This is a genomic window from Vibrio phycocola, from assembly GCF_053850235.1.
Genome location: NZ_JBSQDJ010000001.1, coordinates 288,169 through 312,534, shown reverse-complemented (window position 1 = coordinate 312,534; position 24,366 = coordinate 288,169). Strand labels below are relative to the sequence as shown.

Annotated in this window: 28 protein-coding genes; 4 read left to right on the top strand and 24 right to left on the bottom strand. The window is 42.2% G+C overall.

The window, feature by feature from the left end:
• Positions 1-6: 6 nt before the first annotated feature.
• The 7 genes from ACWU4D_RS01465 to ACWU4D_RS01435 form a co-directional block, all read right to left on the bottom strand.
• A complete protein-coding gene (locus ACWU4D_RS01465) occupies positions 7-1,179 on the bottom strand; it encodes a M20 aminoacylase family protein (RefSeq protein ID WP_456049598.1) in 1,173 nt (390 codons plus the stop codon).
• A gap of 64 nt (positions 1,180-1,243) precedes the next feature.
• Positions 1,244-1,714 (bottom strand): hypothetical protein, encoded by a 471-nt coding sequence (locus tag ACWU4D_RS01460; RefSeq protein WP_456049597.1) that lies wholly within the window; start codon positions 1,712-1,714, stop codon positions 1,244-1,246.
• Between the two features lie 5 nt (positions 1,715-1,719).
• Positions 1,720-2,556, bottom strand: coding sequence for a DUF3100 domain-containing protein (locus ACWU4D_RS01455; RefSeq protein ID WP_456049596.1), 837 nt, complete (start codon positions 2,554-2,556; stop codon positions 1,720-1,722).
• Positions 2,557-3,187: 631 nt separating this feature from the next.
• On the bottom strand, positions 3,188-3,652 hold the full coding sequence (locus ACWU4D_RS01450) for a GNAT family N-acetyltransferase (protein ID WP_456049595.1): 465 nt from the start codon (positions 3,650-3,652) through the stop codon (positions 3,188-3,190).
• Between the two features lie 2 nt (positions 3,653-3,654).
• Entirely contained in the window at positions 3,655-3,834 is a 180-nt protein-coding gene (locus ACWU4D_RS01445; protein ID WP_456049594.1) for a hypothetical protein, read from the bottom strand.
• A gap of 88 nt (positions 3,835-3,922) precedes the next feature.
• A complete protein-coding gene (locus ACWU4D_RS01440) occupies positions 3,923-4,342 on the bottom strand; it encodes a hypothetical protein (protein WP_456049593.1) in 420 nt (139 codons plus the stop codon).
• Positions 4,343-4,427: 85 nt separating this feature from the next.
• Positions 4,428-5,285 carry a LysR family transcriptional regulator gene (locus ACWU4D_RS01435; RefSeq protein ID WP_456049592.1) on the bottom strand — a complete coding sequence of 286 codons (858 nt, stop codon included), beginning with the start codon at positions 5,283-5,285 and terminating at the stop codon, positions 4,428-4,430.
• 85 nt (positions 5,286-5,370) lie between these two features.
• Between ACWU4D_RS01435 and ACWU4D_RS01430 the strand changes: the two genes are divergently transcribed.
• Together ACWU4D_RS01430 and ACWU4D_RS01425 are read left to right on the top strand one after the other, a co-directional pair.
• Positions 5,371-5,598 (top strand): DUF2798 domain-containing protein, encoded by a 228-nt coding sequence (locus ACWU4D_RS01430; RefSeq protein WP_456049591.1) that lies wholly within the window; start codon positions 5,371-5,373, stop codon positions 5,596-5,598.
• Between the two features lies 1 nt (position 5,599).
• Positions 5,600-5,884, top strand: coding sequence for a putative quinol monooxygenase (locus ACWU4D_RS01425; protein ID WP_456049590.1), 285 nt, complete (start codon positions 5,600-5,602; stop codon positions 5,882-5,884).
• Between the two features lie 331 nt (positions 5,885-6,215).
• Here the strand turns inward: ACWU4D_RS01425 and ACWU4D_RS01420 are convergent, their stop codons facing one another.
• From ACWU4D_RS01420 to ACWU4D_RS01385, 8 genes are all read right to left on the bottom strand, one after another.
• Positions 6,216-6,680 (bottom strand): ASCH domain-containing protein, encoded by a 465-nt coding sequence (locus ACWU4D_RS01420; RefSeq protein WP_456049589.1) that lies wholly within the window; start codon positions 6,678-6,680, stop codon positions 6,216-6,218.
• Positions 6,681-6,724: 44 nt separating this feature from the next.
• A complete protein-coding gene (locus ACWU4D_RS01415; RefSeq protein ID WP_456049588.1) occupies positions 6,725-7,273 on the bottom strand; it encodes a GNAT family N-acetyltransferase in 549 nt (182 codons plus the stop codon).
• A gap of 39 nt (positions 7,274-7,312) precedes the next feature.
• A complete protein-coding gene (locus ACWU4D_RS01410) occupies positions 7,313-7,993 on the bottom strand; it encodes a M23 family metallopeptidase (RefSeq protein WP_456049587.1) in 681 nt (226 codons plus the stop codon).
• Positions 7,990-8,358, bottom strand: a complete 369-nt coding sequence (locus tag ACWU4D_RS01405) for a hypothetical protein (protein WP_456049586.1) — start codon at positions 8,356-8,358, stop codon at positions 7,990-7,992. Before ACWU4D_RS01405 ends, ACWU4D_RS01410 begins: the two co-directional genes overlap by 4 nt.
• 147 nt (positions 8,359-8,505) lie before the next feature.
• Positions 8,506-8,739 (bottom strand): hypothetical protein, encoded by a 234-nt coding sequence (locus ACWU4D_RS01400; RefSeq protein ID WP_456049585.1) that lies wholly within the window; start codon positions 8,737-8,739, stop codon positions 8,506-8,508.
• A gap of 21 nt (positions 8,740-8,760) precedes the next feature.
• Positions 8,761-9,330, bottom strand: a complete 570-nt coding sequence (locus ACWU4D_RS01395; RefSeq protein WP_456049584.1) for an outer membrane protein — start codon at positions 9,328-9,330, stop codon at positions 8,761-8,763.
• Between the two features lie 108 nt (positions 9,331-9,438).
• The gene (locus ACWU4D_RS01390) at positions 9,439-11,997 is read right to left on the bottom strand and encodes a LuxR C-terminal-related transcriptional regulator (RefSeq protein WP_456049583.1); all 2,559 of its coding nucleotides are present in this window, start codon (positions 11,995-11,997) and stop codon (positions 9,439-9,441) included.
• Positions 11,998-12,153: 156 nt separating this feature from the next.
• On the bottom strand, positions 12,154-12,810 hold the full coding sequence (locus tag ACWU4D_RS01385) for a hypothetical protein (RefSeq protein WP_456049582.1): 657 nt from the start codon (positions 12,808-12,810) through the stop codon (positions 12,154-12,156).
• Positions 12,811-12,945: 135 nt separating this feature from the next.
• Between ACWU4D_RS01385 and ACWU4D_RS01380 the strand changes: the two genes are divergently transcribed.
• A complete protein-coding gene (locus ACWU4D_RS01380) occupies positions 12,946-13,818 on the top strand; it encodes an SDR family oxidoreductase (protein WP_456049581.1) in 873 nt (290 codons plus the stop codon).
• 318 nt (positions 13,819-14,136) lie between these two features.
• Here ACWU4D_RS01380 and ACWU4D_RS01375 read toward each other — a convergent pair whose 3' ends face one another.
• The 6 genes from ACWU4D_RS01375 to ACWU4D_RS01350 all read right to left on the bottom strand — a co-directional run bounded on the left by ACWU4D_RS01375 (position 14,137) and on the right by ACWU4D_RS01350 (position 21,885).
• The gene (locus ACWU4D_RS01375; RefSeq protein ID WP_456049580.1) at positions 14,137-15,522 is read right to left on the bottom strand and encodes a TolC family protein; all 1,386 of its coding nucleotides are present in this window, start codon (positions 15,520-15,522) and stop codon (positions 14,137-14,139) included.
• A 15-nt stretch (positions 15,523-15,537) separates the two neighbouring features.
• Complete coding sequence (locus ACWU4D_RS01370; protein ID WP_456049579.1) at positions 15,538-17,493, bottom strand: MacB family efflux pump subunit; 1,956 nt, start codon at positions 17,491-17,493, stop codon at positions 15,538-15,540.
• A 3-nt stretch (positions 17,494-17,496) separates the two neighbouring features.
• A complete protein-coding gene (locus ACWU4D_RS01365) occupies positions 17,497-18,726 on the bottom strand; it encodes an efflux RND transporter periplasmic adaptor subunit (RefSeq protein WP_456049578.1) in 1,230 nt (409 codons plus the stop codon).
• A gap of 33 nt (positions 18,727-18,759) precedes the next feature.
• A complete protein-coding gene (locus ACWU4D_RS01360; RefSeq protein WP_456049577.1) occupies positions 18,760-19,566 on the bottom strand; it encodes a YbhB/YbcL family Raf kinase inhibitor-like protein in 807 nt (268 codons plus the stop codon).
• A gap of 99 nt (positions 19,567-19,665) precedes the next feature.
• Positions 19,666-21,096 (bottom strand): ATP-binding protein, encoded by a 1,431-nt coding sequence (locus tag ACWU4D_RS01355; protein WP_456049576.1) that lies wholly within the window; start codon positions 21,094-21,096, stop codon positions 19,666-19,668.
• Between the two features lie 9 nt (positions 21,097-21,105).
• The gene (locus ACWU4D_RS01350; protein ID WP_456049575.1) at positions 21,106-21,885 is read right to left on the bottom strand and encodes a response regulator transcription factor; all 780 of its coding nucleotides are present in this window, start codon (positions 21,883-21,885) and stop codon (positions 21,106-21,108) included.
• A 209-nt stretch (positions 21,886-22,094) separates the two neighbouring features.
• Here ACWU4D_RS01350 and ACWU4D_RS01345 point away from each other — a divergent pair, with 209 nt between their 5' ends.
• Positions 22,095-23,006 carry a DMT family transporter gene (locus ACWU4D_RS01345; protein ID WP_456049574.1) on the top strand — a complete coding sequence of 304 codons (912 nt, stop codon included), beginning with the start codon at positions 22,095-22,097 and terminating at the stop codon, positions 23,004-23,006.
• Here ACWU4D_RS01345 and ACWU4D_RS01340 read toward each other — a convergent pair.
• The 3 genes from ACWU4D_RS01340 to gloA2 all read right to left on the bottom strand — a co-directional run bounded on the left by ACWU4D_RS01340 (position 23,003) and on the right by gloA2 (position 24,297).
• Positions 23,003-23,206 carry a hypothetical protein gene (locus ACWU4D_RS01340; protein ID WP_456049573.1) on the bottom strand — a complete coding sequence of 68 codons (204 nt, stop codon included), beginning with the start codon at positions 23,204-23,206 and terminating at the stop codon, positions 23,003-23,005. The genes ACWU4D_RS01345 and ACWU4D_RS01340 overlap by 4 nt on opposite strands.
• Positions 23,207-23,328: 122 nt before the next feature.
• The gene (locus tag ACWU4D_RS01335) at positions 23,329-23,823 is read right to left on the bottom strand and encodes an AAA family ATPase (protein ID WP_456049572.1); all 495 of its coding nucleotides are present in this window, start codon (positions 23,821-23,823) and stop codon (positions 23,329-23,331) included.
• Between the two features lie 90 nt (positions 23,824-23,913).
• Entirely contained in the window at positions 23,914-24,297 is a 384-nt protein-coding gene (gene gloA2, locus ACWU4D_RS01330) for an SMU1112c/YaeR family gloxylase I-like metalloprotein (protein WP_456049571.1), read from the bottom strand.
• Positions 24,298-24,366 lie beyond the last annotated feature (69 nt).

Here is a 24,366-nt window from a genome sequence, read left to right as displayed (position 1 = left end):
AATATATTATGCTGCCAGAATATGTTGTACCAACTTGACCCAGAAATTCGCGCCAATAGGTAATACTTTGTCATTAAAGTCATAGTTAGGATTATGCAAGCTATGACAGTGTTCAGCATCGCCATTTCCAAGCCAAATATACGCTCCAGGACATTGCTCTAACATGAAGGCGAAGTCTTCACCTCCCATACTCGCGGCAGGATTGACAACGACACTCTCAATGTCTGACATCGATTCCAACACTTCTCGACATTTCTGAGCTTCCTCAGGAACATTGACGGTTGCGGGATAGCATCTTGTGTAGGTAATTTCAGCTTTACAGTCTTGAGCGGCAGCGATGCTATTGACAACTTCGGCCATTCTCTTCTCAATCAAGTCACGCACATCGGGGCAAAATGATCGTGTTGTCCCTTTAATGGTGACATCTTCAGGAATCACGTTATACGCATGACCGCCATTGACCTGAGTCACACTTACAACGCCAGCTTTTTGAGGGTCTAGACTACGACTTACAATACCTTGTAACGCCGTGATAATAAGGCTAGTCGCCAAAACAGGATCAGCACCTTCATGTGGCATCGCGCCATGTCCACCCGAGCCGATAATACGGATGTCGAACGTATCAAACGCGGCCATCACTGCACCATCATGTACGGCCGCCTTTCCTGAAGGTAATGCTGGCCAATTATGCAAACCATAAACAGCTTTAACGGGGAATAAATCGAATAACCCATCTTGAATCATCGCTTTTGCGCCCGCTTCATTTTCTTCCGCAGGTTGAAAAATAAAATGAACCGTACCTTTAAATATAGGACTTTTCGCTAACGTGATCGCGGCTCCTAACAACATCGTCGTGTGGCCGTCATGCCCACAAGCGTGCATTTTACCTTCGTGCTTAGAACAATGAGAAAAAGAGTTTAATTCGGTTAAGTTCAATGCATCCATATCGGCTCTAAGTGCAATAGAATCACCAGCGCCTAAATTACCATGTAGAGTTGCAACTACCCCTGTACCACCGAGGCCACGATGAATTTGTAGCCCGTTTGCACTCAAGATATCAGCAACAATGTCAGATGTTCTAAACTCTTCGTAAGCTGTTTCTGGATTCGCATGAATATCTTTTCTCCATTGAATCAGCTGTTCGTGGAATTCAGAATTATGTTCAATATCTTTTATCATAGCCTTTACTTCGCTCATTTAAATTTAGAAAAACGCTGGTGAATATCAACTTAATGAATACGCACTACAGTAGAAGGTTCGCAACCAATGCCGAGCCAATAAATGTACCTGAAAACACAAGCACTGCAATAACAACAATCTTGACGCCAGACGACTTAAACGTCGTAATTTCTTGCTTACTTATTGCGATACCTGCATAAGCAAGAACAGGACTTACAAGGCTTAAGAATGACACCTCACTAATATATCCTAACATCCATTCAGAAACAGGTGACGCTGGTATGGTTAGTAATACACTGATTAACGAAAGCCAAGCAACTGAAGGTAAATAAAATGGCACAATTTTAGCGATAACTAAGCTCGCCACTACCATCAAAAAGATAATAAACATCCCAGGTAGAGAAGCGAGAGGCGTCGTACCCGTGCCCGCCCAGTTACTGATTAGCGCAACCAAACACACAATCACTAACGTCGAAGTATAATTCACAAGATCAATCGATGAATTTACGTTTTTATTAACTGCTGAATTTGTCATGGTCATTACTCCGCTACTGTTTCTTCTGAGGTTTTATTCGTGCTTACTTTTGAACAAATTTTATAGAGTCGCTCGGCTAAAGGTAACGCAATAAATAGACCCACAAATAAACCGGTCGCATTGGTGAGCAAGTTACTGGCTCCAGCTAACGCAATGATCTCTTCTTTCATATTCGGTAGCATTTCACCCAGAGAACCTGAACATGCTGCTGTCATACTGCCACTACCCACACCACAAGCCATCGCAAGAGCGCGAATATCAAACCAGCCGGTAGACGCTAAGAAAGACGCTAAGATCGAGAAATATAAAGTACCAAACATAGTACCCATGACATAAACCCCCATAACACCAATCCCTTCGGGACTTTTGAGGCCATATTTATCGGAAATTAACGCAATATTTGGCTCACGGGCAATGGAAAAACACGAGCCAATGGATTCTCGGCCCATTTTCAAAATGATGACAGCAACAGGTATTGCGATAATTAGCGTTCCTAGATTTCCCAATTCCTGAAAAATCATGGCAGGACCGACCGCTAATATTTTATCGAGTGATGGCCCAATGAGCGTACCGAATTTGGCTAAGAAAGGCAGAACTGAAATGATGATAATTGGAGTGGCGCGTTCTGCTTGTTTCGACGTCAGAACCACTTTTGCTTTACTAACGACGTTCGGGTTAAACAACAACCCAATGATAAAAGCGTAGAATAGAGGCAATAGAACGATGACAATTCCACCACCAAGTGGCACTTTTAATACACCAACCAATTCAGCAACAACCGATATGCCAATAACCAAAAGGTGCAGTTTCCAGTTTCCCAACTGATTTTTTAAGTTATCCATACGTTAACTTCCTTATTAAATATAAATTACGTCGATCTTTATATGTTATTCACGCAAATAAAAAAGAATCAGTTTCTACACTTGCGTCCTTGCATACATAGATAAACAACTTGAACTATTTTGATTAGACCATAGGCAACCGGGCAGGAATAGTGCTATTTAACCAACAAATTGTTCTAATTTAGGCAACAATAAAATCAAGTTACGATACCGGATTTTTGTCTGGGCTTATTTATATTGGAGAGATGAAAAACCGTAAGAGGAAGATGACATAACCGGTTAGGGGCATGCTTAGAAAACGCTAGCTAAGAGACGAGCATCATTTCATCTTTCGACAAACTTTGAAGTGCTCGACATCACGCCAAGTGCGATTCTTCCAAGCTCATTCGTTCCCTTTCGCACCTAGAACGAAAATCATGACAAAATTCACAAAAGGGACAAACATTAATAAGGCTATAAATGTGCTTACTATAGTATTTAAGTAATTGTTATATATTTAATTTTTAACACCCAAATTTTGAAATTGATCTACGAAAATAGCTTGACTCAATAACCAATTATCTTCGGGTTTATAGAAGTAAAACTCCCATGTAAGAGGATTTTTGCTGATGTATTTGTTATATCGAGACCGCTAACTTACGAGTTTTTTTGACATGTTGTAGCCAGAAATAGCAAAACCCACCTCTTGATACAGCTTTAACGCTCTTTGATTTTGATACGCAACACGTAATTTTATTTGTTCAATATCAATCGATTTCAATTGTGAATCGAGAATAGTCATGGCCAATTTCCCATAACCATTATTGCGGCAGTTTGGAAAAATGTAGAAGTCGTAAATGAACGTCGATTTATCATTTGCGTTAATCGAGTGCCACAAGTAACCAACCAAGTCTGACCCTGATTCAATACACAATAATTCATGGTCATCGGTGTCCAAACCATTGGGAAAACTACGAAGGAGCTCGTATTTAGCCAATTCAGTCGACTTATCCATTGAGTGACCATAGTTTTCAGCTATTTCACGGCTGTAATCGTCAATGAAGTAATCACAATACGCTGGGTATTCATTTGAGACCATTGGTCTGAGCTTAATCATGGTTAGGCCTTTAGATAGATGTAGTTAAAAGTTTTGTTGAGACACTTGTATGCTTCAAAAATTTCTTCTGCGGCACCCGCTAAATGTAAAGAAGAAAAATATTTTCCTTTTTCAAAAAGTTCAACAGCAGTTTCAATAAATTCTACTGCAATTTTTTGCTTTTGAATTAAAGAACTTTTCACAGGTGATTCAATCCTTAACTGAAATACATAACGTGGCTATAGGGATTCTGCCCACGAGGGGCCAAATATCTTATTAAATGGCTGTTTACTATATAAGTAAAGGCGGGGTGAATGAATTATCACTTAACGAATTTCTATCAAGATTAATCATAATTCCGGTTCTGCTTTTAACCCCAACGACAGTGACTACTATTGTTTCAAAATACTCAAGTGGCTCAATAAAAGTAACAAGGATCACTGTCTTCTCACTTTCCCCTAAAACACTTTCTATTGAACTGATAGTTAAAGTTCTAGAAGTGTAATGATCAACTCCTGTTTGCTGGCTTCCCGTTAGCACGTAACTCTCAAAGTTTAATAACGCCTCTTCAGACATTCTTTCTGAAAAGCGTAACTTAATAGCCGTATTCCCTATCAGATAGATGTCTTTTAGGTATGGTTCATTAATATGTTTATCTCCAGCAAACAGAGAAAATGAAAAAAGAGAAAATAATAGCGTTATATACTTCATTTTATCTCCTACAAAATGAAAATTGACATATACGCATACCAGTTTAAGCGGACTAAAGTAGTTGGTTATAATGTGGAGCGTTCGATTATTCCATCGCGATCATTTTGCCTTGCAACGCAGATGTATTCTCAACACACTCTTCTATTGAACGAATTAAAGAAGCCGCTAATAGCGTTGGTTTCGGCTTGTTCGCCCATAAAGCATAGACTGGACGAGTAAAAAGAATATCCGATTGATATTGTATTTGACCCGGTAGACCGTCACATAACTCACTGATTTCTGTCATCGGTAATAAGCCAACACCCGCACCAGACGCCACCAATTTTCGAACCAAGGTAATATCGTTTACAAAGTTTTTTTGCGCATACACTTTGTCTATTTGGCTTAATTTACTCCCTTGTAACTGTGAATCTGAATATGGGATAAGTAACCGCCCTTTGTTATTACTATCCTTCCTCGCAACTAAGCACACAGCCACATCAGCAATACGTTTTTGATAGAAACTCGAATCTTTTTGTTTACCAATACGAACCGCCAAGTCAAATGATGTCTGACTCAACAACACATTATTATTTGCAGGCTCAATCACCATATTGACTTGCTGCTTTTCCAACACAAATTTTTCAATTGCGGGATAAAGAAGCCCTGTCATTAAATTTTGTGGGCAATGTAAAACAAAAGAAACACTTTCTTGCTCACTACTTTCAGATATCGCTGACTGTAAATCTAATGTCATCTCTCCAAGTTTATCAAACAACCCTTTGCCAAAACTGGTTAACTTCACCCCTCGTGATGAACGAATAAAAAGTGAATCTCCGAGCTGATCTTCTAAGGACTGAATACGTTTCGAAAGCGTTGGAGCCGTAATTTTAAGGTCGTGCGCCGTTTTGGCGTAACTGCCTCGGCGCGCCACCTCAACAAATAATAAAAAGTCATCAAGCATGTAAATCCTAGCAATCTTAGAGTTCTAAATCTGACATAGTCAGCGTGAAAGTATCTTCATAACATACAAACACAAGGAGAAACATATGACCAAATTAATTTTTACAGTTCTGTTTTCATGTTGCCTTTCTTTCATTGTGTCAGCTTGGGTAACGTACATAAATATTGGGTTAACCCATGACTTTATTGATCGATGGGCATTTGCATTTGTAAACGCATGGCCAGCCGCATTTACCGCAGCATACCTACTTAGTTCTTCTGTTATGAAATTTACCCACTTTTTAATTAATACATTAGCCAAAGGAGAAATCTAAAATGTTAAACATCGTCGCCTTTATCACACCTAAAGTTGAGTTTTACCAAGCTTGCAAGGATAAAATCACAAATATCGTGGAGGCTACAAGAGCGGAGGACGGCTGCTTGCGCTTTGAGGTATATGAAGAACAAAACACGAAACAATTGGTTCTAGTTGAAACGTGGGTAGATCACGCAGCACTAGAAGAGCATTATGCTCAACCTTACATTACGCCTATCTTTGAGTATTACCAAAACGCACTAGAAGAAGCGCCACAGATCTACCATTTAAGCGTTACTGGTTAGCCATTTACCCCAAACTCAGTAACCGCCCCAGCAATTTGCCAATCCAAAGTCACCCGATATGGTGACTTAAATTTCCGTTAATTCGTTGAGAATAAAACCGAGGAGTTAATCGTTAGAGGGTTTATGAATCAACGATTTGAAGCAAAACATTTTGGTCTCTAGGGCCACTGATTATTAAGGCGGTTACATCATCCAATCTTTACAAGGTTCATATACTCAATTTTTGCGTTTGCAAGAAAGGGCCACCGACTAAAAAAGATGGCTTAAGCTATCAAGATGTTGATTGTCAGGATATACGATTACTAAAAGCGAAAGAAATATTTGCAAATATTCACTTATAGACAACCTTGAAGTGCTCTAACACCAATAACATATCTTCTGTTGGCTCAATACCCAATTCTGCACACTCTAGGCTAAAGAATTCCCAATGGGCTTCCCGCCACCAGGCTAATGATTTATCGCCCTCGCCTTCTTCGGCAGCAAACTCGGCGGTAATATCACTATACTTACTTTTGGTCACAGAAGTGAGTTCAATGATACAGATTGGTTTACCATTCCAATCCGTGACAACTTGGAGATGACCAACTTCTGGCATTAACTCACCTTCATGGCTATACCAATATTCCATGCTGCACGATGCGCGCTTTTCTCCACGCAAAATAAGATCAGCACAAACATTGGCGTTATATTCATCAGCGCAAAAATAATCGCTACTGAACGAGGTGTATTTTTTCGCATCTTCTAGAGGCAAAGAACCTAGATACGCATCCAAATATACCTGACTTTTATCTTCCATAACTCTCACCTATTAACTCACTCTTTAATGACTACCTATCTGATTTAATGGTCACTCGTAATATTGTTCCACTCCGTTCGCAGCATTGCTAATACTACGGTATCCCACCACTGCTGTTTGAAAAATCGATGCTCTTTAAAATACGCTTCCTGCCTCATACCTAGCGAATAACATAATTTAATTGCTGCTAAGTTTTTACTGATCGTTTCACAATAGATTCGATGAATACCGAGCTCTGTGAAGCCATAATGAGCAAGAGCCTTTGCTGCCTCAAGACTTAATCCACTTCCCTGAGCCTCCCTGGAGAAAGCGCACCCCATAGACGCCTGTTGGTTCTTTTCAAGACGTAGGCCAACGGTACCAATAAACTTTCCTGTTCGTTTACTTTCAACCGAAAGTTGATAAGTCTGGCGCGGACTTTCAAAAGCCTGAGAGATAAACAACTGAGTAAGCTCTCGATACTTACTAGGTTCACAATCCCTTTCATCGTAGAAACGCTGATACTTGGGATCTTGAGATATTTCAACAAATACACTCTCATCTTCGGGCTTCATGTCTCGAAGAATCATGCGATTCGTCTCTAGTCTAAACATCGGATTACCTTACTAAGAGTTGGAATGTAAAACGAAAAGTTAAACGCGAAATTTCATTGGATAGGTGCTGCGCGGGACCTTTTCTGTAGCAGTAAGCCACACATTATTTTTGCATATTTCATAACCCTCAAAACCACATAAAAGCCCCTTTGCTCGTTTAATATCGGCATTGTCCATTATTTGAAAGTGTAAGTGTGGTGCAGTCGAGTTTCCTGAATGTCCAACCTGTGCGATGTGTTCACCCACTTCAACAATGTCACCCACACTATGTTTTATGGAGCCAGCTTTCACGTGAGCGATCAACGCAACACAGCACTTACCTTCGATCATAAGATAGTTCCCACTTAACTTTTTTATATCACCAGATTGATACGAGAAAAACAGGTTATTTATAATCGCTAAACCTAAATCAGAGAAGATATTTAAACGATGACGCTCCTGTACGTGGTTTTCAATGGCGATGATTTTTCCTTTCATCGGTGCATAAATAGGTTCACCCCAACCATAAGTATCAAGTAACGTCACTTGGCCTAAATAGTAATCTCTGTTTGATTTTCGATGCCAGCTCTGTTTACCGTCGGTTCCAGCTTGTGTTTTAATAAAATCATAAGCATAAGTCATTCCCCATTCATCAGTACCATGACTAGGAACTTTATCTCCTGGTGTGGTGATGGCGTGCCATATTCCCCTTAAAGGTGGCGCAACTATAATCGTTTTCATCCTAGTACCACATAAGCAGCCAATGAAAACATCAGCGTAGTAATTGGTGCCCATAACTGCCTTTCAAGTTGAGATGGCGTGACCCAATTCAATATCATGCTAAGAGCTTGTACACCTAGGGCGGCGTAAGTTGTCCAGATCGGCCAATTCGGTTCAATATTAGCAGCCGACGTAATTCCTGCTCCCATAGCGAACAGTACAAAAACAGATATTAGGGCGAAGACTCGGCCAGTAATTGGCAAAGAACCTTCGTGAGTGCCCCCTTGTGTTATTCTTCCCCAAGGCGCTCCGCCAATTAAGCAAAATTGAAAGATAATCACGGCGACAACCATTACAGAATACAAAACTGCAGCAAGCTCGATCATAGGTAACCTATTCTATACATGTCCGTTTTTATGTGAACGGACTGGATAAAAAGTTTAAATTGGAAACGTTTAAGATGCTTTAAATGAACCGCGGCTATCCAAAGGTTCACAAACTGAAGCCTTGAAGCCGCGATGCCATTTTTGTTACTAGTCAATGAAGTAGCCTTCTTCGACAACAGCATGCAGCGTTAGCCCCATATTGAACCCCATGCGTATCACCCCATGGAGCTCAGATTGGTCACGACAAATAACGGTGATGCATGTCCCACCATCACGGTGTCTGATTGCCAAATTTGTGAATGTTTTTTGCCAATCAGACGAAAGAGCTTCGGCTACATAGATTTTATATGCTTTAGGAGTATCCATTGCTGAATCTGTCATGCGCTTCTGCCTTTATCTTACTTAGAAATGATAACCTACGGTCGCACCCCAAGTTACCCCACCAGCATCTTGCTCATTACCATTCAGTTTTACATCAATACTTGAATAGTGAGCATTAATACCAACAGACCAATTGTCAGCAACAATGTAATCTACGCCACCGCCAACCCAGTAGCCTGTTGACTCATCTTCATAAGTATTCTTAGAGCCTGAATTGACAGTCTGAAGTTCTGCTGCAGCGAAACTTACACCACCACCTAAATAAGGCATAAATGAGTCGGCTAAGACAGGCGCTTGCCAACGTAAACCTAGGTTAATTTCACCAACAGTGGTTTCTGTCTTCACGCCATTGGTTTTGTTCTCACTCCCACTGCCGTAAAAGTCGAGTGCAACACCTAGCGGCATAGAGGATGGTAAGTAGGTAAACTGAAACCCGATAGTGTCCATCACATCGTCGTCTCCCCAATCGGATTCAAGGGATTTGGTACCTAGTAGTACTTTAAAAGACGCGTCTCCATCGGTCGCATTTGCAAACCCGAACGGTAAAAGTAATAAGCTGGCAATAGCAACAGTGTTAAAAGTGTTCTTCATAGTGAGTCCTTAATTTCTAAAATGGTTAAGCCTTATTGCTTAACCACTAGATTACTCACAGTGCAGATTACCCACATCACCACATGATGTGATATTTAATAATTTAGGTTAATTGAGGATTTGGTATTGGCGAGCTTTGTTAATGGCCGCTCGACGGTTGGACACATCTAACTTCGAATATATGCTTTTTGTATGAGTGCGAAACGTGTTCAGGCTAACAAACAATTTAGATGCTATCTGAGGGCCGGTTAGCTCTGTATCTAGCCATTTCAGCACTTCAGTTTCTTTTGTGCTTAATGGGTCGAGTAGCGTCGTTTCAATGACCTCTGAATTCGGTTTTTCAACATTGATCTGGTTCAATTCGATAAGTTCACGGATGGGACCGAGCTCACTCATCCAAATCGTATTCTGGTGTTCTTGTTGAATGAGTATTAGTTGATCGAACGTCTCTCTAACAAGCTCACTGTTCTTTACTTCAACAGCGTGTAACACTTCAGCAATTTTTTGCGTAAACAGTAAGCAAGGAAAACTCCGATTCAATGGTAAAGAATGCAGAGCTTGTTGGACATCAAGCCGCGAGGTCGGCTCTGCCAACATATAGAGAAGATAAGAATAACTATGACTAGAAACCGAAAGTTCAAAAGGAGGAGTCTGTGTCACGCTGGTCGAGTTACCCTTGTTAAGTTGATATAACTTTAACCAAAAAGAGGGTGGACGGTGGCACGGATTAGGCGGTTCACAGAAACATTGATCAGCTTCATAAAACAAGCGCTGTGCTTGTTCATCTTGTCCTTGAGCTAAGGCTATTCTCCCTTCAATTAATGGATATCGGTATCGAGCCTCGGGCATAAAACCCAGCACACCGAACTGCTTAGCGATATCAAGAAGGTTTTGCGCGCTAACAATATCACCTTGTTCAAACACTATTTCGCCCAACAATAGATACACATCTGCACTTCCTTCGACGGTATATCCAGAGTGCTGCTCATTCATTGTCACCGCTGTCTCGGCAGCCTTTTTCGCCTTGTTTAGCCAACCTAATTGATAGTAATAATCACCGAGTAAAAAACGACTGGTGATTTGAGCACTTAGATCATTGGAATGATCCATATTGGCAACGGCGGCTTTAAGGCAATCTTCTGCTTTTTCAATGTTTCCTTGGCGCCATAAGGCAATCCCTTCTAGCGCTCTGGAGGAGCCTCGCCACACCTGCTCTTCGAATGGGAGCACCGCTTGTGCATTTCGCACTCTCAATAACACCTCTTCGGTATTGCCTTGAGCAGCATGAATATAGGCTTCTCCGATATTTACAATGCCAAATGCTGTGTTCTCTTGAGGAGTGAATCGTGACGTTAAATTCTCAAAATATATTCTGGTTGTATCAAGCAAATACATGCCTTTTTCAGGGTTAGAATAGAGCATGGCAAGTGCATAGTAGCCAGCCAACACGGGAAATTTCTGAATAACGTCTATATCAATGTTTGATAACCATTCAACCAGTATAGAATCATGACCATCAGCTCGCTGTTGAGGCCAATGGGTTTCAATAAGCTCTAATGCTTTCTCTGTGTTTCGAGTCGAAAAGGCATAGGAAATCGCATCTGATAGACGCCCACGATCCGCATACCAGGTTGCAATTCGCCAATTAAGTTCTTCTCTTCGCTCTGTGGTCATTTGCGCTCGAGTCATAAGCGCGTCAGCAAATAAATGGTGGTAACGAAACCACGTTTTTTGATTATCGAGAGGAATTAAAAAAACATTATTTTGCTCTAAATAACTAAGGTGTTCAGCGCTATTGTCGATATCCAAAACAGCATTACAAAGTTCGACAGATAACTCGCTAAGTATTGAGGTTTCGAGTAAGAAATGACGAATTGAATTTGGCAGGTTGGCGATAACTTCTTCGGTCAGATAATCCAGAACAAAGGTATTGGAACCTGTAAACTGAGATACGATTTCTTCAATCGTGTCACTGTTAGAAAACAGTAAAGAAGACAACTGCAAACCAACCGCCCATCCTTCAGCTTTATGATTCACCGCAACGATATTTGCTCGGTTTAAGTCTGCAGTCGTATTTAGCTTTAAATACTCATTGGCTTCATCATCACTAAACCTTAAATCGGACGACCTAATTTCAAGAAGCTCACCTGATGCCCTTAACTTTGCCAAAGCTAGCGTGGGATCGGATCGCGTAATAAGCACGATGTGAACGTTATGCGGTAACTGTTCAATGAGGGCATTCATTAACTCGTTTACCTGTAGTGACTCCACAAGGTGATAATCATCTAACACTATCGTGATCTGATCTGAGTAATACGTTAATTCATTCGTGAGCGAGGTAATTACATGTTGGTGGTTCGCATTTCCTGCTTGCACTAGGTTCCACGCCTCTAATACAAGTGTGCTATCCATTTCTCTGATTGCGGCGATTAAGTAAGTCACAAAGGTATCGGTATTTTTGTCTTTTGAATCCAACGACACCCAACAAATCGTGTTTTTCGCTTCAGCGCACCATGAGGCAACCAACTGAGTTTTACCAAAACCAGCAGGAGCAGAAACTAACGTGAGTTTAATGTCTAACGCCCTGCCAAGCCTTTCTGTCAATATTGGCCTAGCAATGGCGTTAGATTTAAGTACTGGGCAATAGAGCTTCGTTTTGATAATCATGGTACACCCTTAATCGGTATTAATAGCCAGTATGAAGTCTAAATTTAAGATCTAAGATGCAATATTCGACATCACTGTGCAACTCAAGATCGGCAAAAATAACCGCACAACACCTGTTGCTCTAACCAGATGCCAAGTTAGTCCGTAGCATTATCATTAACGCTGAACCGCAAAGGCCAATGGCAGCACTTTAATCATTAGAAGAAACCAAGCAATGAACGCGACGCCAAATAGACTGGCAAACACATCTCCAGAATCAACCAAGGTTCCGAGCCCTATTATCGCTATCGAGAACCCGATCCATTTTGTCATCCGACTTAGTTTGTCTTCTTCGACCAATAAAAGAGAAACCAAAGAAATCCATATCGAACCAACCAGTTCATTGCCTCCACCAACACTTTCTTGAATCACGCCAAGCATTAGCCAAAGTTCAATTGCAGCTTGGCTATTTTCAGGGTACAACTTAGAAATTTGATGAATGGCTTCTATCGAAATACCACCACTTAGAAGCATAAAACCAGACCAAATACTGCCAATAATTAGCATCGCGATAGCGACGTCTGGAGATACTTTTCTTGTTAAATTAAAAAATGAGAGGCTCAGAACAAATAAGGAAATGCCATAGATAAAATAAATCGCCACGTTCCAACTGATATAAAGATAAACATCAGATAGCAAGGACTCGAGTATCGTATGACTATGGTTAAAAGGCCCGTCAAGGTAAGTAAAATTTCCCACCAACAGAGCGAAACCATAAGCAAAACATACTAGGTTCACGACAAGCGCATATTGAGCCTGTTTAATTGAAGTCATGACAAGCTGTCTCCTTTTCTGTAAAAAGAATCAGATTAACAATCATGACCAAGCTTAGAATCACCAGATATGGTGATTTAAATTTCCATCAATTTGTTGATAATACCGACGACTTAATAGTAAGAGGATTTGAGAATGAACAATTTGAAGCAACGCATTCTGGTCGCAGGGGCCACAGGTTATCTAGGCAGTTACATTATCCGAGCTTTACAAGGTTCAGGTGCTGAATTTTATGCGCTCGCAAGACACGACCACAAACTAAAAACAATGGGGTTGAGCGATAAACAGATCACCATCGCAGAAGTAACCAACCCCGTTAGTTTGATAGGGTGCTGTGACGATATTGATGTCGTTATTTCGTGTGTCGGGATTACAAAACAAAAAGATGGCTTAGGCTATCAAGATGTGGATTATCAGGCGAACAGTAACCTATTGAAGGAAGCACAAAAATCGGGCGTAAAAAAATTCATCTATATCTCTGCCTTTAACGCTCCAAATTATCAGGGTGTACGATTGCTTAAAGCGAAAGAAATGTTTGCAAGCGAACTTCTCAATGCTCAAGCAATCACCCCATGTGTGATTCGACCGAATGGTTTTTTCTCAGATTTGGAAGAGTACTATAAGATGGCCCAACAAGGTCGAGCTTACGTATTTGGCCAAGGTGAGGTTAAGCTCAACCCTATTCACGGAAGTGATTTGGCCAATTTCTGCCTCGAAGCCATCGATAGAAATGACACAGAATTAGATGTCGGTGGACCAGACATTCTCTCAATCAATGACATTGCTGAACTTGGGTTTTCAACTCAACAAAATCCCGCCAAGATAACCTGTTTACCCGATTGGGTTCGAACCGCCTCTTTACTTATCGCCCGTCGTCTCCCGGAACGTATTGGTGGCCCTTTCGAGTTCTTTCTGACGGTCTGTGCCCAAGATATGATCGCACCAACCTATGGCGAGAAAACGTTGGAACAACATTTTAAATATTTGTATGACTCTCAAAGCAAGTAACACATTCTTTAATTTACCACTAAAGAAATGCGCTGTTTATTCAACATGTAAACTCCATTTATTTTCAAACAAGGCCATGAGAATCATTGAGTTTGCAATAAACCGTACCTCATTGGCTTGAATCGGCTGAGTCTTGTGTCTATAGATTGCCGAACCGCAGCAGGATTATATGTGCTCTAGGCCACAGTTGGATAAGTGCGGCAGTATCATCCCGAAATTAATGGTCGCGGATAGGCTGCTCGATAGCAAATACAAAACACGACCTTAGGCTGCTAGGTGATAATTCAATAAAGATTCGGTCGTGGCATGATTAGGACGTTAACTTTGAGGAACACTATCGGCACCACCGAGTGATTGATAAAGTTTAATCTGGGTAACAAATTGGTTATATCGGTTTTCTAATACCGTCGATTCGATACTCCGCCTTAATTCCATCGCATTAATCCAGTCAATCATATCGCTCGCGCCATTTTGGTATTTACTGGAATAGATACGTTCGATCTCCTGAGCATTAAGATACTGCTGCTGATACACGCTGCCTTGTTGACGGTAGCTCTCTTTGGTTGCCAGCAGATTTGCAACCTCTTCCAACGCTTGATAAATGGTCTCTCGATAATTTATCACCGCAATCTCATAATCTATCTCAGAAATACGTTTGTTTAGTTTCATCTTATTCCATTCTAGAAAAGGGAGAACTATGCCGCTGCCTAATGTCGCGATGGGGTTTTGAAGTAAGTCTATTAGATTTGAAGAAGAAGAACTCAATGAGCTGGTTAAGGTAATTGTTGGCATATAACTAGACGCTACGGCATCTTGATTAGCAAGAGAAGATCTCAACGCATATAAAGTCGCTTTTACGTCCGGCCGGCGCAGTAACAGATCCGAAGGTATCCCCGCTTCTACCTCGGGTACCGGTATCGTCGACAATTGGTCAATACGGATTCCTATGTCCTGTAAAGGTTGATTAACCAAGATCGAAATCGCATTTTGAGCTTCCGCTAACTCTTGTTGCAGTTTGCTAAGTTGTATTTGTTGAGTAAACAAAGCTTGCTTCGACTCTAAGACCTCCAAACGAGTCGCTGAACCGCTGTCGTATTTATTTTGAGTCAATCTTGCAACGTGCTCAGTCCCATCGATATTCTTTTGGGTTAATCCTATCATCTGATTGAGATACCCTACCTTCCAGTAGAGCGTTGCCGTCGTCACGACTAAGCTTTGTGCGGTGCTTTCTCTATCTTGATAACTCGCTTTCGCCATCCATTCATCCGCATCGGCAACCGCATCGACACGTCCCCACAGATCCAATTCATAGCTTAGAGACAAACTCGAACTAGAGCTCACCGTTGAGTCATCACCAATATCATACTCAAGTGACGATTTGTTTGAGAATCCGAGATTAGGCAATTTGTTGTTCTCGCTTAACCCTGCTTCTAATCGAGCTTTTCTTAAGGTCAACGTGGCCTTTGCCAAGTCACTATTTGAAGCAAAAACCTGATCAATTAAACTGTCTAGCTGTGAGTCGTTAAATAATTCCCACCATTTATTTGGCTGATGCACCGCTTCAATTTTCTCGCCTTGTGTCTGAGACCAATTTGTAGATATATCGAGTTCTGGTGAATGAAAGTCACTGCGAGTTGTGCTGCACCCAATTAACGTTGTCGAGCACAACATCACCGTAATGAAATTGAATCTACTTATTTTCATTATATCTTCCTCACCTTAATCTCTTGAGAGTGCATCAACTGGGTTGAGTTTTGCGGCATTTCGGGCTGGCAAATAGCCAAACAAAACACCAATTAATGTTGAACAGGCGAATGCCGCAATGATGGAAGAACTGGTATAGATCATCGAAAATCCGCTATTGGTATAGGAAAAAATAACGCCAACGAGATAGGCGAGTCCAATGCCCAAACCACCCCCACAAAAGCAGACCAATACCGCTTCAATTAAGAACTGGCGCATGATATCCATTTGCCTTGCGCCTACGGCCATTCGTATACCAATTTCTCGTGTTCGTTCGGTCACGGAAACCAACATAATATTCATTACCCCAATGCCACCAACCACAAGCGAGATAAAGGCAATGGCTGAAATGAGTAATGTCATGGTTTCTGAAGTTTGCTCGATACTTTTGCGCACCGTATCAGTGTTGATCGTGAAGAAATCAACCAAGCCATGACGCATAGTGAGCAAGCTAATGATCCCCTGCTCGGCTGCATCACTGGATACACTATCTTTCACTCTTATCGTGATATCGTTAACGTAGTTTTGCCGAAATATCCGTCCGGAAACCGTGGTGTAAGGCAACCAGATATTAAGTTCATCACTGTTGTCTGACACACTTTCAATCGGCTCAGCAACACCAATCACTCGAACCGGAAGGCGACCAAGAAAGATAACACTGCCGAGTGCGTCACCATCAGAAAAGAGTTCTTCTTCTGTGTTGGCGTCAATAATTGCAACTTGTTCCAACGTATCGACACTTGCCTGGTCAAAATACTGCCCTTGCGCTAACGAATACCCCCGCACCCGAAAGAATTCAGTACCCACTCCCTGAACAGAACCACTCACCGTTTCACTCGAATACCGAATGACAACATTGGCTCGTACCGTGGGCGTCACACTATCAACAAATGACAATGTCTTGAGTGCTAAGGCATCCTCTGCTGTGAGTGACCTAACTCGCCCAGCTCGGCGATCCCCTAGTCCTGTTCCGGGTTTGATCTCAATGGTATTGGTACCCATTGAAGCAATATTATCCAAAATCGTTTGCTGCGATCCCGTGCCCAACGCCACCACAGAAACCACAGAGGCAATACCGATAATAATTCCGAGCATGGTAAGAAAGGTACGTAAGCGATGATTCGACATGGCGAGTAGTGCCATTTTCAACGCTTCCATATGCCCTGCCCAGTTAATGGCCATTTTTACTTTGGGCTTTCTCTCTTTGGCACTCGGTACTTGACGTTGACTATTGCTGTCTATTGCACAATGTTGAGTATCGCGAATAATCTCACCATCTTTGATTTCAATCACTCGTTCAGCAAAGCTCGCGACATGCGGGTCATGGGTCACTAAAATAATGGTGTGCCCATCTTTATGAAGTTCTTGAAGAAGTTTCATCATTTCTTCGCCACTGCTGCTATCCAATGCACCGGTTGGCTCATCGGCAAGAATGACATCACCACCATTCACTAGGGCTCTGGCGACACTGACACGCTGCTGTTGCCCACCACTCAGTTGACTGGGCTTGTGATCTAAGCGATCACTTAATCCGAGTCTAGTCAGATATTTTGCTGCCTTTTCTTGTCTAGAGTGCTTGTCTTCATTGGCATACAAGGCGGGGACTTCAACGTTGCCGAGCGCGGTCAAATCTCCTAAAAGGTGATAGCGTTGAAAGATAAAACCAAAATATTCTCGTCGCAGTTTCGCGAGATCATCTTCCCCCATAGCCGATGTATCTTGTCCGTTGATGAAATAACGCCCTTTACTTGGCTTATCAAGACAACCAAGAATGTTCATCAAGGTAGATTTTCCTGAACCAGAGGTACCGATAATCGCGATCATTTCACCACGGTGAATCTTAAGATCAATCTCCTTTAACACCGTCAAGTCCTGCTCTCCGGCAGCAAAGCAACGACTCACACCGACAATATTCAATAGTGCTTCAGTCATAACCTATCGCCCCCCGCCAGGACGAGGACCACCTTGCCTTGGCATACCGCCTTGCTGAGCGCTAATCATTGATAATCCAGAAGTCTGAATACTGCGGCCGCTTGCTTCACCGACTACAATCTCTTCACCTGCTTTAAGACCCGATAGAACTTGAGCATAAATTTTATTGTTGATCCCGACTTCAACATCACGGTATTCAACGGTCGATCCGTTTTTCACTTTGACTTGATAAGATGAATTTGGTCCGTGCTTCTTGAGCAAGATTTGCGACGGAACTAGTAAAGCATCCTTTGCGCTATCTAACACAATTGAGACTTGAGCGGTCATTCCGATACGCAGCAGGTTTTCCGGGTTTTCAACATCAAACAGAGCGTTATAGTAAATGGCTTCTTCATCACCAATCATCAGATCGCTATCATCGCCCGTGAGCAATGTTGGCCCTGGTTCAATGGCGCGCAATGTGCCACGAAATTTCGTTCCCGTTGCGCCCAATATTGTGAAGTAAACTTCCTGCCCTGCCCGAATACGAATGATGTCTGCTTCAGACACCTGTGCCTTAATCGTCATAACATCCAACTGCGCGAGCTCGATAATATTCGGTGTGCCTTGGTTGTTGTTTACGGTTTGCCCCTCTTCAACCGAGACATAAATCACGGTGCCATCAATGGGAGAGGCAATCGTGGTATAACCAAGCTCCAACTCCGCATTATCGACACTAATAATCGACTTCTCTTTCTCAGCGTCGAGCTGCTCCAACTCTGCTTGATAGACCGACAATACGAGCTCCGCAGTGTCGTAATCCGATTGCGACGTCGCGCCATCTTTCAACATCTTTTTCTTACGTTTAAATTCAGATAATGCATCTTTTATCTGAGCCTGCTTTGCCTGATATTGCGCACTATTACTCTTCAGGGATGCCTTAGCTTCTCTTAATGCATTTTGTTGCGTCAGATTATCGATTTGCGCAATCAAGTCACCTGCTTTTACTTGTTCGCCGAGTTGAACATGAATGCTCTCTATTAGACCAGAGACCTGAGAACCCACACTCACCAATTTTGACGGGTATAACACGCCGTTGGTTAGTACCACATTTTCAATGTTGCCTCGTGAAACAATATCAGTGGTATACACCGGATGATCTTCTCCTGCCACGCTGTATTTATAGGTAATACCGGCCGCAATACTGCCGAAGACAAGGAGCAATATCACAACTTTAGAACGTTTATTCTTCATCTTAATCTCTCAGGTTTTTGTCGGTTATTTGGCTTAAATTGGTGAGAACACGGATATTTTTTCAACTTGTGAACATAACGGTAACTCTGAAGGTGAAGGACGTTGATGTTTTGCTTGCCCAGCGCTGTGATCTTTCTCTGAATCTATCGGCTGACGTCGAGGTTGGTCGAGCATGTTTGATGGAGAGCGGCAGCTTCGTGTAAAACTGACCGTTAGAGAGTCCGAATCCAGAACAATGCCACTCATGTGCTTTCTAAGTGTGGCTTCTGAAACGGGTTCAGAATGAGGGATTGCCAATGAGTCTGACAGGGCATAAAGGTGAAAGGTATACTTTTTTGGACCTGGGCCTTTTGAGCAAGGTGAGGCGTATTCGTTACCTTCAGTGACCACATTGCTACCTAGAATCCCAACTGACTTCCCAGCATCAACACCAGATACATCCGTGGGAATATTGTACATCGTCCAGTACCAACGAAGTCCTTCCGGCTTGTTCGAATTTGGTGGCGGTGGCGGCATTCCATCCCCAACTTGCATCGGTTTAGTGCCTTGATTTAGTTCCGACTTTGGTTTGGGTTCAGGTCTCGGTTCCGGTTTTAACTGTGGGTCTGGGTTGAACTGTGGTTGATGGTCCATGATCACAACCAAAGACTGCGCCCCTTCTGGCACCCCCCTCCAACTTAATGGTGGAGAAATCCCCTCTCCTTCACATGTAAAGGAGATCGGTAGCGAATCACCATCGGAAAAGGCTGAACTGGTCAGTTCAAGTGAAGCATCGGCGGTTACTGACGACGAAACAAGCAGTATCATACTTGCGATAGAAACAATGATTTTACGATTCATAACCCAGTGTCCATAGTGATTAAGGTAACAATGTAAGCGTTACCTTAAGTCTATACAGTGGGCTTCTGAGAAGGATGACAATGCTGTCATTTAACGATATTAAGCGTTGTGTTTTTGCAGAACTAAACGGATAGAAAACGTCTCTTGATCGCAGGGTTCAATGGTGAGAGAACCGCCATGGGCACGCGCAATTTCGCGAGCCAAACCTAAACCCAAACCACTACCAGAGATACCTTGTGTGTAGTCAGGTTCTCCTCGGAAAAAGCGTTCAAATAGTCGGCTTCGAGTCTGATTAGAAATGGGCTTGCACGCATTGATGATCAGCACATCAATTGTCGTTTCAGACTGCTTGGCTTGAATAGTGACGCCTTTATCGTGAAGACTATAATGCATCACATTCACCAGCAGGTTATTGAGGAGCTGTCTTAGTAACACCACATCACCTTTAAGAGTCAGCTCTCGTTCAATCGTACATTTCAACACTAAATCATCCGATAATAGCTCCATATCAGCGGTTAACTCATCGAGTAAATCGGTGATATTTATCGACTCAAGATGAAGTGCCAGCGAGCCAGAATCGGCTTGAGAAAGAAGCAGTAGTTTTCGAGTTATCGCGGAAAGATGTCCGACTTCATCGAGAATGGCGCTAAGATCGACTTGCGCTAAGTCTTCACTAATCACCGCTTGCTCTAGTTTTCCTCTTAAAATCGTAAGTGGCGTTTTTAATTCATGAGCCGCATCGGCGGTAAATCTCGAGGATTGTTGAAAGCTGTTTTCTAATCGATTTAACATCTCATTATAGGTATCAATTAGTGCTTTAAATTCCTTATCTTCTTTGTGAGTAGATAAACGATGACTCAGATCTTTCTGGGTCACCTTATCCATAGATTTATGCAAGCGCTTCACTGGCCGAATGGAATTAGTGGCAATAAACCCTGCGCCAAGGATACTCAGTATCAGAGAGAAAGGTACAATAACGATTAGCGCGGATTTTACCGTGCTTTTTAACTCTCTGGTCGTGGCCGAAATATCAACAGCGATCACACTTTGTATACCCGAAATAGTAAATGAACTGGCTCGCCATTCATTCTGCTGATGTTCGAAGAAAATAAACTGACATGGAAGATGAGTGTTATTTGACGTGGTTGACTCTATTGAATCAACGTTTTCCCAATCAAACCTATTTGTAAACGTTTGTATATCCGCATTGTCTGATTTGGTTAGAATATGATGGTCATTGGATTCAACAAATACCATCAACTCATTCGGTAGATTGACTCTTAATTTATCCACCAAGTCATCAATCAGTTTGCCACCCTGAACATCGTGACCACTTAATTGAGTAACGTTAATCGGAGAATACTGGTCACCCGTAGTTGGCATGACTCGCTTAGCTTCCATACACAGGCGAGAATCGAGATGATCGAGCTCAACCTTCATAATTCGAGACCACCCAAACGTAATCACAACCGCAAGCACGACACTCACCGTTAGAATCGAGATAGCAAAGATCCGAGTACGAAAATACATGTTACTTCCTCAACGAGGGCTTAAACGGTAGCCAGTACCACGTACCGATTCTATCGCGCCAACCATTTTCCCGGCACTCTCCAAAGAGGCCAGTTTTCGGCGAATCCGTTTAATGCACACATCAACAACATTGGTACAGGGATCAAAATCGTAGCCCCAAACATGCTCCAACAATTGTCCTCGTGTGAATATTTGATTTGGCGAACGCATTAAGTACTCAAGCAAACTAAACTCCCGACTGGTCAGATCCACAGATTGTCCATGGCAATGAATGTTGCGATGAATGCAATCAAGCTGCAACGCCCCCACCTCAACCATGTGTTGCTGTGTTCCTTCGTGTCTCCTAAGCAAGGCATGAAGACGAGCATTCAACTCTTCCACATAAAACGGTTTCGCCAAGTAATCGTCGGCGCCTAACTCTAAGCCTTTAATCCGGTCGCCTAGTTCGTTACGAGCGGTGAGTAAAATAATCGGAGTATCGATACCTTGTTGTCGAAGAGAGTGGAGGATATTCAGACCATCGCGACCGGGAAGCATGATATCGAGAACAATAACATCGTGTCGATTTTCTTTCGCGACTTCATAGCCTCGGTTGCCATCTGAACAATGAGTGACCGTGAAATGCTTAGTCTGCAAACCTTCGCAAACAAAATCAGCAATTTTCTGTTCATCTTCAACAAGTAATATTTTCATCGAATGGGAGACCTTGATAAGAGAAATAAAGTATCTCATTTGACCCATCGAAATCGCAACAAGTATGACAACATTGTCATTTTGGACTCGGATCATATTGCTCTATTTCAAGCTGAGACATACTGCTGCTTTTCAGGTTGCTTTCGTGACTTCCGTCATTGAGGGTGACTTTTAAAAAGCCGTAAACCATTGTTTGTAACCCAATAGAATTTTAGGCATCATAAGTTATTACTTACCATGTCGTCCGCTATGATCACCTTTGAGCGCTATCTTGGTTACCACGTTTCACTCCTCTTGGAACCCTTATGAATCGAGAAATATTTAAAGCCCATTTGGCGGTATTTGCCGCGGTTGTTATCTGGGCAACGTCGTTTATTGCTTTAAAAGTCGCGGTAAGCGAAGTCGCACCAATGATAGTGATCTTTTCTCGAATGGTCTTGGGTTCACTGACGTTTCTGATTATCTGGAAATGGATTAATCACAAAATCGACTATCAAGCTGGTGACTGGAAATTGTTGGTGGGAATGGCCCTATTTGAACCCTGTTTCTATTTTATTTTCGAAGCTCAAGCGATGCGTTACACCAGTGCAGGTCAAGCTGGAATGGTAACGGCTATGTTGCCCTTGATGGTGGCTGTGGCGGCATATTTTCTTTTGAAAGAACGTAACACGCCACGACAATGGGTTGGATTGCTTATTGCCGTTCTTGGTGTGGTGTGGATGACTCTAAGCGGGACAGAAAGTGAACAAGCCCCTAACCCAATACTGGGCAATTTACTTGAGTTTGGTGCGATGGTGATGGCGGTGGGTTATACCCTACTCATTAAGCACTTAACCCAACGATATTCGGCATTTTTTTTAACCGCACTTCAAAGCTTTGCCGGTACGATTTTCTTCTTGCCGCTGGCATTGGCATCAGACTGGCCAAGTCAGGTATCAAGTAACGCGGTTGGTAGCATCATCTATTTAGGTTTGATCGTATCTCTGGGTGGCTATGGCTTGTATAACTATTCGCTTTCTTACATTAAAGCTTCTACTTCAGCAGGTTATGTCAGCTTACTTCCGGCCTTTACGTTGATCTTCTCGATGCTACTACTGGGCGAGCGTTTAGGGACCATACAATGGATTACGATTGGGGTGATCTTTTTTGGCGTCATTTTGAGTCAAGAGAGAACGCCATCAGAACCAAAAGAATCGTCTCCAAGCACCACGAGTTAATGAATGCTGTCTGAACGCTCGCGACTATATTCTTTAAAGCTGATATCTTCAGAATTGACACAATCGCTTCGGTGCTGTCCAGACGAAGCGTCTGCTAGACATTGGCTTCTTTGGTAATCTTGACCGGCCTTATATAATTGTTCATTACTGCACCCTGCAACAACCAATACCGCAAAAACCGACAATAAATGCTTACTCATTCTGCCTCTCCAATTTTAAATTTATTCGATTAAGACACGGATCTGTAAGCGAAGTTCAATAACACCACTTACCAAACATTGTCGGTTTAATAACCATAGCGTTGACGACTTTTATTATCGCCTTATGTGCTAACAGTTCGGCCAAATTTAAGTTCTTCTTCACCTGGAGCCTCAAACCTTGGCTCCATAAATTCAAACATCATATCTGTCACTTCAAAAGCGTATACCGATGGATCTTTTTCGGTATTGCGTTTATGGACTCGTTGCTTTCGTGTCTCGCTGGAAGCGTTTAAATAATGTATCTCGGGGTCGATATTTAGCTGCCTTGCTCTATCGGCAAATATGTCTCTTTGTGCTTTGGTAGTAAAGCCAAGGTCTAAAATGACATTGCCATCGAGCGCTAAGATTTGCTCACTGACTTGCCAAATCTGGTCTGAACAACGGTTTACTCGTTCCATCATCCATTCAAAATCAAGCTCTATCATGTCTTTGGAAAACAGAGTCTGCATCCAAGGATCAATCGAAAACCGTATGCCCTTAATTTCTTCTGCGAGAGAAAGTGAATACGTCGTTTTACCCACGCCTGTTGGACCACAAACTAAAATTAATCTTGCCATACTAATTACACCTCTATTATCACCAGTGAAGAATGCAGCTCGCCGCAGCATACAACGCATAATGGTAATCGTCGAACGAACCGGTTAGAACTAAGAGCTCACTATCTCTATTGGCAATCCATCAGGGTCACGAAAGAATGTAAATCGATTATTTGTGAATTCATCAACCCTAATGGGTTCGACAGATACGCCCTTGGATATTAGAAATCTTGTCATTTCCTCAATCGAATCAACAGTAAACGCCAAGTGCCTTAACCCCAATGCTTCAGGTCGATTGAGCCTTTCAGGTGGATGAGGAAAAGAGAATAGCTCTATTTGAGTACCATCGGGTAATTCAAGATCGAGTTTATAAGATTGTCGTGCTTCCCGATAGTTCTCGGCAATAACATTAAGCCCTAGAATCGACGTATAAAAGTGCTTAGACTTTTCATAATCCGAACAAATTATCGCGACATGATGAATTGAGTTTAACAATTTGTGCTCCTTCTAGACATAGACATAGACATAGACATGAAGATGATAACGAGTATATTTGCATTGTCA